Origin of the sequence: Colwellia sp. 5_MG-2023 (genome assembly GCF_030547795.1) — a bacterium.
Classification (GTDB): domain Bacteria; phylum Pseudomonadota; class Gammaproteobacteria; order Enterobacterales; family Alteromonadaceae; genus Colwellia.
This window is the reverse complement of the sequence record NZ_JAUOPW010000003.1, coordinates 347555-356196: the sequence shown is the minus strand read 5'-3', so window position 1 is coordinate 356196 and position 8642 is coordinate 347555. Positions and strand designations below refer to the sequence as shown.

At 36.6% G+C, this 8642-nt stretch carries 7 protein-coding genes; 3 read left to right on the top strand and 4 right to left on the bottom strand.

Annotation, left to right across the window (positions count from 1 at the left end):
- The first annotated feature begins 118 nt into the window (after positions 1-118).
- Positions 119-1096: an elongation factor P--(R)-beta-lysine ligase gene (gene epmA, locus Q4496_RS04640; RefSeq protein ID WP_303609995.1), complete on the top strand. Its 978-nt coding sequence runs from the start codon at positions 119-121 to the stop codon at positions 1094-1096.
- Positions 1097-1292: 196 nt separating this feature from the next.
- Complete coding sequence (locus Q4496_RS04635) at positions 1293-1676, top strand: MerC domain-containing protein (protein WP_303609994.1); 384 nt, start codon at positions 1293-1295, stop codon at positions 1674-1676.
- Positions 1677-1680: 4 nt separating this feature from the next.
- Here the strand turns inward: Q4496_RS04635 and glnG are convergent, their stop codons facing one another.
- The 4 genes from glnG to glnA all read right to left on the bottom strand — a co-directional run bounded on the left by glnG (position 1681) and on the right by glnA (position 6433).
- Positions 1681-3081, bottom strand: coding sequence for a nitrogen regulation protein NR(I) (gene glnG, locus Q4496_RS04630; protein ID WP_215972308.1), 1401 nt, complete (start codon positions 3079-3081; stop codon positions 1681-1683).
- Positions 3082-3143: 62 nt separating this feature from the next.
- A complete protein-coding gene (glnL, locus tag Q4496_RS04625) occupies positions 3144-4217 on the bottom strand; it encodes a nitrogen regulation protein NR(II) (protein WP_215972309.1) in 1074 nt (357 codons plus the stop codon).
- A 109-nt stretch (positions 4218-4326) separates the two neighbouring features.
- Complete coding sequence (locus Q4496_RS04620) at positions 4327-4842, bottom strand: DUF4124 domain-containing protein (protein WP_215972310.1); 516 nt, start codon at positions 4840-4842, stop codon at positions 4327-4329.
- A 184-nt stretch (positions 4843-5026) separates the two neighbouring features.
- Positions 5027-6433, bottom strand: a complete 1407-nt coding sequence (glnA, locus tag Q4496_RS04615) for a glutamate--ammonia ligase (protein ID WP_215972311.1) — start codon at positions 6431-6433, stop codon at positions 5027-5029.
- Positions 6434-6817: 384 nt separating this feature from the next.
- Here glnA and typA point away from each other — a divergent pair, with 384 nt between their 5' ends.
- On the top strand, positions 6818-8635 hold the full coding sequence (gene typA / locus Q4496_RS04610; RefSeq protein ID WP_215972312.1) for a translational GTPase TypA: 1818 nt from the start codon (positions 6818-6820) through the stop codon (positions 8633-8635).
- Positions 8636-8642 lie beyond the last annotated feature (7 nt).

Genomic DNA, 8642 nt, shown 5'->3' with positions numbered 1-8642 from the left:
CTTTATTGTAGTTAACCTGTTGGTTAGCGAACACAAAAGGTTAATGAATAAAAAAGGTCGCTTCTGCGGCCTTTTTTATTTTTAAAAAAGAAAATATAAAAGCTAATAAAGGATCATCATGTCTTGGCAGTCAACTCTCTCGTGGGAAAATGCACAAAAACGTGCAAAGATATTACAGCAAATCAGGGATTTTTTTGCAGAACGTAATGTTCTTGAAGTGGAAACACCTTCTTTATCTCAAGCAACGGTTACTGATGTACATTTAGAGGGATTAAGTTGCCGTTACAACTTCCTTGCTGACAGTCCTATAAATCAAGCAATTCCTTTGTATTTGCAAACGTCTCCAGAGTTTCACATGAAGCGTTTATTAGCTTCTGGTTATGGTTGTATTTTTCAAATAGCTAAAGCATTTCGTCATGAAGCATTTGGTAAATATCATAATCCAGAATTTACTTTACTGGAATGGTATCGAATTAATTTTGATCACTTTGACCTAATGGCTGAAGTAGGAGAGTTGTTAAAAACGACTTTGCACTGTGCTGAGCCTATCAAGAAAACGTATCAAGAGTTATTCATTGAATATACCGCTCTTGACCCATTAACTGCTTCTCGTGATGATTTACTTACGGTCATTAGTCGTAATAATAAATTAAGCGATTGGTTAGTAAATGAAGATGACAATGATATTTTACTACAGTTTATTTTTTGTGAAATAATTGAGCCAGTAATAGGACAAAATGAGCCGTGTTTTGTTTATAATTTTCCAAGCTCACAAGCATCTTTAGCTAAATTATGTCCTGATGATAATAGGGTGGCACAACGTTTTGAATGTTATTATCAAGGGATAGAATTAGTGAACGGTTTTAATGAGTTAACCAGTCATGAAACTCAAGTCCAACGTTTTCAAGAAGATAATAAAAAAAGAGCAGTGTTAAGCTTGCCAGAGAAAGTTATTGATGAAAATTTTATTTCTGCATTATCACATGGTTTACCTCAATGTGCAGGTGTCGCATTAGGTGTTGATCGCTTAATTATGTTGGCTTTGAAGATAGAGCATATTGAACAAGTGATAACTTTTCCCATAGGGAGTGCTTAGTAATTTATCATCAGAGTAATTTTATTAATGTTATAACATATCAATCGTGGTATTATAGTAAAGTGAGTTACCGTATTGTTCATCAGTGTAATATTTGTGGGAAATAGTTTTCTATACCATAGTGTCGTCTGACTCTTATAGACAGCAATGTATGAACGTTAGTATTGTTTATGTTTTATTTGAAAAGTGAAAAACCATGTTAGATCGAATAGGTATTACAGCAACTTCATTATGTGCATTACATTGCATACTTTTGCCTATTTTACTGCCCATTTTACCATTATTAGGTTTGAGCTTTTTAGCTGATCATACTTGGGAGCATGTCTTTTTACTAATGACTGCTGCTTTAGGAACAATAGCCTTGTTTTCGGGGTTTAAACGTTATCATAGACGATTATACCCCTTTTACTTGCTCTATTTAGGTATTGCTCTTTATTGGATAAAACATGATTTTTCGGAAGCATTAGAAATCTATTTTATTACGGGTGGCGCAAGCCTAATCATCGCCGCACATTTTATTAACCTTAAGTTATGTAATAATTGTAAGCAATGTGACGATGAGACATGTAGCCCTTCTTAATTACTTATAAATCTAATTCTTTTAGTTTTCTGGTTAATGTATTTCTTCCCCAACCTAATTTCTTGGCTGCATCTTGTTTGTGGCCTTGAGTAAATATCAACGCACGCTCTAACATTATTTTTTCAAATTCAGGCATAGCTACTTCTAATATTGCATTACTTCCTTGTGCTAATTCTTGATCCATCCAATCGCTAAGTGCTGATTGCCATGATGTGTTATTGCTGTTTGTTGGTACTGTTTTTTCAGTAAGCTCGCTTGGCAAATCTTCTAATAGTATTTCCTGACCACTGGCCATTACCGTAAGAAATCGACAAATATTTTCGAGTTGTCTTACATTGCCAGGCCATTGAAATTGCTCTAAGAATGCTGCTGCTTTCTTGCTGATGGTTTTAGGTTCAACGCTCAGTTCGTTGGCAGCTTGTTTGAGAAAGTGTTGACTTAGTTGGACTATATCTTCCTTTCTTTCTCGTAAGCTAGGAAGCTGAATACGAATTACATTAAGGCGATGAAATAAATCTTCTCTAAATTCATTGCTATTAACACGATCCTCTAAGTTTTGATGAGTTGCGGCGATAATACGTACATCAACCTGGACTGGTGAATGCCCACCAACGCGGTAGAATTGACCATCTGATAGTACGCGTAACAAACGGGTTTGAATTTCCAGTGGCATATCACCAATTTCATCAAGAAATAAAGTCCCACCATGTGCTTGCTCAAACCTTCCTTGACGCACAGAATTGGCTCCGGTGAATGCGCCTTTTTCATGACCAAATAGCTCAGACTCAATAAGATCTTTAGGTATAGCAGCCATATTTAAAGGGATAAAGGGTGCTTGAGAACGAGGGCTATGAGAATGCAAAGCGTGAGCAACTAATTCTTTACCTGTGCCTGACTCACCATTAATTAGCACACTGATACTTGAGCGTGATAAGCGACCAATAGCTCGGAATACTTCCTGCATTGCTGGTGCTTCACCAATTAACCCTGCCGTAAGCGGGGTCACATCATTTTGTTGATTTTTTGCATTTTGCTCTTGTGCATGGGTTAGTGCCCGTTTTGCTAGGGTAACGGCTTCATCCATATCAAAAGGTTTAGGTAAATATTCGAAAGCCCCACCTTGATAGGCATTAACTGCACTATCTAGATCAGAGTGAGCCGTCATGATGATAACCGGGATATGTGGGTGATCCTTACTAATAGTATTAAGTAGGGTCATACCGTCGATATCAGGCATCCTTATATCAGATATAATAACCTCAGGTTGATCATGATCGAGCGCTATTAATAAATTACTAGCGCTTTCAAATGAAGCCGTACTAATATTAGCTTTAGTAAAGGCTTTTTCTAAAACCCAGCGAATTGAGCTGTCGTCATCAACTATCCATACTTGTTCAGTGATCATTGTGTATTCTCTTGCGTTAATTTTTAAAGTTGTGTTAGTAGCGTCCTAATAAAAGCTTAGTCTCAGCTTAAGGGGAGAAGAATTATAAACTCTGTATGCCCAGGACGACTTCGGCAAGAGAGCTTGCCTTGGTGTTGATTTATTAAAGTTTGTGAAATAGATAAACCTAAACCGGTTCCATTTGAGCGACCGGATACCATAGGATAAAATAAAGTGTCTTGTATTTTTTCAGGAATACCTGGCCCATCATCAATAATGCTAATTTTTACCGCTAATTTTATTTGTTTACCATTAATAGTTGCATTACTGGCTATTCGTGTTTTTAGGGTAATTTTATTTTCGGGGCTTATTGCTTGAATAGCATTATTAACAATGTTTAATACTGCTTGCTGTATTTTTTCTTGATCACATTCTATGTTAGGAATTGAGGGATCATAATCACGTTTTAATTCTATTTCTTGCTCACTTGAAAAATTAACCACTTGGCATACTTTCTCTAGCACAGAATGAATATTATAGCTTTTAACTTGTGGTAATTGATTTGGACCTAATAGCCGATCAACTAAGTTAGTTAACCTGTCAGCTTGCTCTATGATCATGGCAGTGTATTCTTGTTGCTCTTCATCAAGCTCTTTATTTAACAGTTGAGCAGCACCACGAAGACCGCCAAGTGGGTTTTTAATTTCATGTGCTAACCCCTTAATTAAGTCACGAGCAGCAATCCATTGCTGCTGTTGAAATATTTCAAGGCTGATTTGTTTTTGTTGGTCAATTTGTTTGAACTCAATCAGAATGTGAGGAATGCGATAAAACTCTACTGACGACGCGGTTACTTCTGCGGTGAAGCGGTGAGTTTTATTAAACTCTATCACTATTTCGCTATCAGTAAATTCTTGCCCTGTCGTGAGCAGCTGTTCTAAACGTGATTTAGTTATTGACGTATTTTCGAAAATTAAATCAAAAGGGCTGCCATATAGTTTATACAAACTTTTTATTAACAAGGCTTCAGCCGCAGGATTTAAGTAACAAATATTTAATTTTTGGTCGAGTATTAGTACCGCAGTCACTAACTGATTCGCGAGTGTTTGTTGGTAACTTAATTTAAGTCGTTGGATATCTTGTCTTGTGTGCAACATAAAGTCTCATACTTATACTGGGGCGCACTGATTTGGTGCTTTAAATTTAGTATATTCTAGAAAGGTTTTATTTGCAGGGCTAAATACGGCTATTTAGTGCTAATTTTCACTAATTAATAGATGCTCGATGCATATAAAACGTTATAGGGTCAGATAATGCAATTACCTTGCCTTCTTCGTTAAATACTTGCATTTTTATTTGGTGTTCACCGCGATCAATATTTCTAAGAGAGAATTGAGTGTGATTTTGGGGAGTTTGATAAGCTTCACCGTCTAAAATTAGTTGTACTTTTAAACCACGTTTAAATCTTGGTTGTATCATAGCGCTAATAAGGATAGAGCCGGTATTATCACGAATTGTGTCATGATTTTTAGGGTGATTAATAATGATTTGATAATCTTCAGGTACTATCTCTTTTTGAATATCAAGTAGTTGTATATCTATCGAACTAGATGATTCAATAACATGGCCTGGATTAGTTTTTACTTCTTCTGCGCCAGGTGAAGGGGTGTCTGAGTAGACTAGTTGGCCAGCTTCATTACGCCAAAGATATATTTTAGTGGTACTCGCGTTTACCGGCGCAATTATGGATATAAGTAATATTAGTAATAAAAATTTAATCATAATTTATCAAGTATATCTTGTTCCTTTAGATATATCCAAACACACGATAATGTGAGGCATCAGTAGTTATAATTTATACAAAAACTTGTAACTTTACTACTATAAATATTTTGAGCACAAAAAAGCTCACCGAAGTGAGCTTTTTGATTTAAAGCCAAGGCTCTAAAAGTATAACTACTAGGGCTTAAACGCTGTAGTACATACCAAATTCTACTGGGTGAGTTGAAGTATTTAATAACTCACAATCAGCACGTTTAAGGTCAATGTAAGCATTGATCATATCGATATCCATAACGCCACCAGCAGTTAAGAATTCGTTATCTTCAGCTAAAGCATCTAATGCTTCAGTTAATGATGTTGCAACTTGTGGTATTGCTGCTGCTTCTTCAGCTGGAAGGTCATACAGATCTTTATCCATAGCATCACCAGGGTGGATCTTGTTTTTGATACCGTCAAGACCAGCCATTAACATAGCAGAGAATGCTAAGTAAGGGTTAGCTGCTGGATCAGGGAAACGAACTTCGATACGTGTTGCTTTTGGTGTTGGAACTACTGGGATACGAATTGAAGCTGAACGGTTAGCCGCTGAGTACGCTAGCATAATAGGTGCTTCAAAATGTGGAACTAAACGTTTGTATGAGTTAGTTGCAGGGTTAGTAAATGCATTAAGTGCTTTAGCATGCTTGATGATACCACCAATGTAGTAAAGAGCCATTTCAGACAATCCACCGTATTTATCACCAGAGAATAAGTTAACGCCATCTTTAGCAAGAGATTGATGAACGTGCATACCAGAGCCGTTATCACCAACTAATGGCTTCGGCATAAATGTTGCTGTTTTACCGTAAGCATGAGCAACGTTATGAACAACATACTTATATACTTGTACTTCATCAGCCTTTAATACCATAGTATTAAAACGACAAGCGATTTCGTTTTGACCAGCAGTTGCTACTTCATGGTGATGCGCTTCAACAACTAAGCCCATATCTTCCATTACTAAACACATAGCAGAACGAATATCTTGTGAAGAATCTACTGGAGAAACTGGGAAGTAACCGCCTTTAAGGCCAGGACGATGTCCCATGTTACCTTCTTCATATTCAGTACCTGAATTCCAACATGCTTCTTTATCGTCAACTTTAAAGAAAGAACCACTGATATCAGTGTGGAAACGTACGTCATCAAATAAGAAGAATTCTGGCTCAGGACCAATTAATACAGTATCAGCGATACCGGTAGAACGTAAGTATTCTTCAGCACGTTTCGCTACAGAGCGAGGGTCACGGCTGTAACCTTGCATTGTATCTGGTTCTACTACATCACAACGAATGTTTAATGTAACAGCGTCCGCAAACGGGTCTAACACAGCAGAATCTGCATCAGGCATTAATACCATGTCAGATTTGTTAATTCCTTTCCAACCTTGAATTGAAGAACCATCGAACATTTTACCGTCTTCAAAAAAATCTTCGGTTACTTGATGATGAGGGATAGAAACATGTTGTTCTTTACCTTTAGTATCGGTAAAACGAAGGTCAATAAACTTGACGTCATGTTCTTTAATTAAATCGAATACTGCTTGTGACATTTTGTCTCTCCAGTGAGGGTTAGTTTTAAATTTCTTTTGATGCAAACCAAAGTTTTGACATATACAAGCTAATATTGTGCCAATAATAAATCATAATCAAAACAATGATTTAGAAAGTTTACAAAAAACGCTTTGCACGGTTGTAGTGCGTTGTGGGATCTTTGTGGTGCAAAATACTAGTTCGAAAGCCACTATATCTTATTTTGAGCAATTTTCATGTACTATTTGTACCATTTTGACACAAATCAGTCACAAAGTAGGTTTATCATAAAAAATATCTTTTAATATAAAAAAACTGTATAATACGCGCCCAATTAAAGCCTTAGTTATTTAAGCCCCGCGTATTGTTGTGGTATTAAATAATAATAAAACAGCGAGACGCCTGTGTTAGATAAATTAAGAAATGTGGCAATTATTGCTCACGTTGACCACGGAAAAACGACTTTAGTCGATAAGTTATTAGAGCAATCAGGTACATTAGATGTACGTGGTGGCCTAGAAGAACGTACAATGGATTCAAATGATATCGAAAAAGAACGTGGTATCACAATCTTAGCTAAAAACACGGCTATTAACTGGAACGGTTACCGTGTAAATATCGTTGATACTCCGGGCCATGCCGATTTTGGTGGTGAAGTTGAACGTGTAATGTCAATGGTAGATTCAGTTTTACTTATTGTTGATGCGCAAGAAGGTCCTATGCCACAAACGCGTTTCGTAACGAAAAAAGCGTTTGCTCAAGGTTTAAAACCAATTGTTGTTATCAATAAAGTTGATAAGCCTGGTTCTCGACCTGATTGGGTTATGGATCAAGTTTTTGAATTGTTTGACAACCTTGGTGCTACAGACGAACAATTAGATTTTAAAGTTGTTTATGCTTCAGCAATTAATGGTTGGGCTACACTTGAAGAAGGTGAAACTGGCACAGATATGACGCCATTGTTTGATACTATTCTTAAAGAAGTGCCTTCACCAGAAGTTGATCCTGATGGTCCATTTCAAATGCAAATTTCTCAACTTGATTACAGCTCATATTTAGGTGTAATTGGTGTTGGTCGTATTACGCGTGGTTCTGTTAAACCAAATCAACAAGTAACTATTAAATTGGCAAATGGTGGCGTACATAACGCTAAAGTTGGCAAGGTATTTGGTTACTTAGGACTTGAACGTCTTGATGTTGCAGAAGGTTTTGCAGGTGACATTATTGCGATTACAGGTTTAGGTGAATTAAAAATCTCAGATACGATTTGTTGTCCTACTTCTGTTGAAGGTTTACCAGCATTATCAGTTGATGAACCTACGATCAACATGACTTTCCAAGTTAACACTTCACCATTTTGTGGTAAAGAAGGTAAATTTGTAACGTCACGTAATATTAAAGATCGTTTAGATAAAGAATTAATTCATAACGTTGCATTACGTGTTGAGCAATTAGAAGATGCAGATAAATTTAAAGTATCAGGTCGTGGTGAGCTTCATTTAGGTATTTTAATTGAAAACATGCGCCGTGAAGGTTTTGAGCTAGCAGTGTCTCGTCCAGAAGTTATTATTCGTGAAGTAAATGGTGTATTAGAAGAACCATACGAAACAGTTACTATTGATGTTGAAGAACAGCATCAAGGTCCTATCATGGAAAGAATGGGTGTTCGTAAAGCTGAATTAACGGATATGGCACCAGATGGTACTGGTCGTATTCGTATGGATTTCATTATGCCAAGTCGTGGTTTAATTGGTTTCCAAACTGAATTCATGACATTAACATCGGGTTCAGGTTTAATTTATCATACATTCTTTGAATACGGACCTCATAAAGGTGGCGAAATTGGTCAACGTAAAAATGGTGTAATGATTGCTAATGCTACCGGTAAAGCATTAACTAACGCTATCTTTAACTTACAGTCTCGTGGTCGTATGTTAATTGGTCACGGTATTGATATTTATGAAGGTCAAGTTATTGGTATTCATAGTCGTGATAACGATTTAACTGTAAACGCCCTTAAAGGTAAGCAGTTAACTAACGTTCGTTCTTCAGGTACTGATGAAGCACAAACATTAACGCCGCCTATCATTATGTCGTTAGAGCAAGCATTAGAATTTATCGATAATGATGAATTAGTAGAAGTAACACCAGAAAGCATTCGTATACGTAAAAAGTTCTTAAAAGAGAATGATCGTAAACGTGAAGGTCGTTCAGGTAAGTAATTAATTA

What these genes read in the sequence shown, in the direction of transcription:
- epmA (WP_303609995.1), top strand. Translation starts at nt 119, where the DNA reads ATGTCTTGGCAGTCAACTCTCTCGTGGGAAAATGCACAAAAACGTGCA.
- Q4496_RS04635 (WP_303609994.1), top strand. Translation starts at nt 1,293, where the DNA reads ATGTTAGATCGAATAGGTATTACAGCAACTTCATTATGTGCATTACAT.
- glnG (WP_215972308.1), bottom strand. Translation starts at nt 3,081, where the DNA reads ATGATCACTGAACAAGTATGGATAGTTGATGACGACAGCTCAATTCGC.
- glnL (WP_215972309.1), bottom strand. Translation starts at nt 4,217, where the DNA reads ATGTTGCACACAAGACAAGATATCCAACGACTTAAATTAAGTTACCAA.
- Q4496_RS04620 (WP_215972310.1), bottom strand. Translation starts at nt 4,842, where the DNA reads ATGATTAAATTTTTATTACTAATATTACTTATATCCATAATTGCGCCG.
- glnA (WP_215972311.1), bottom strand. Translation starts at nt 6,433, where the DNA reads ATGTCACAAGCAGTATTCGATTTAATTAAAGAACATGACGTCAAGTTT.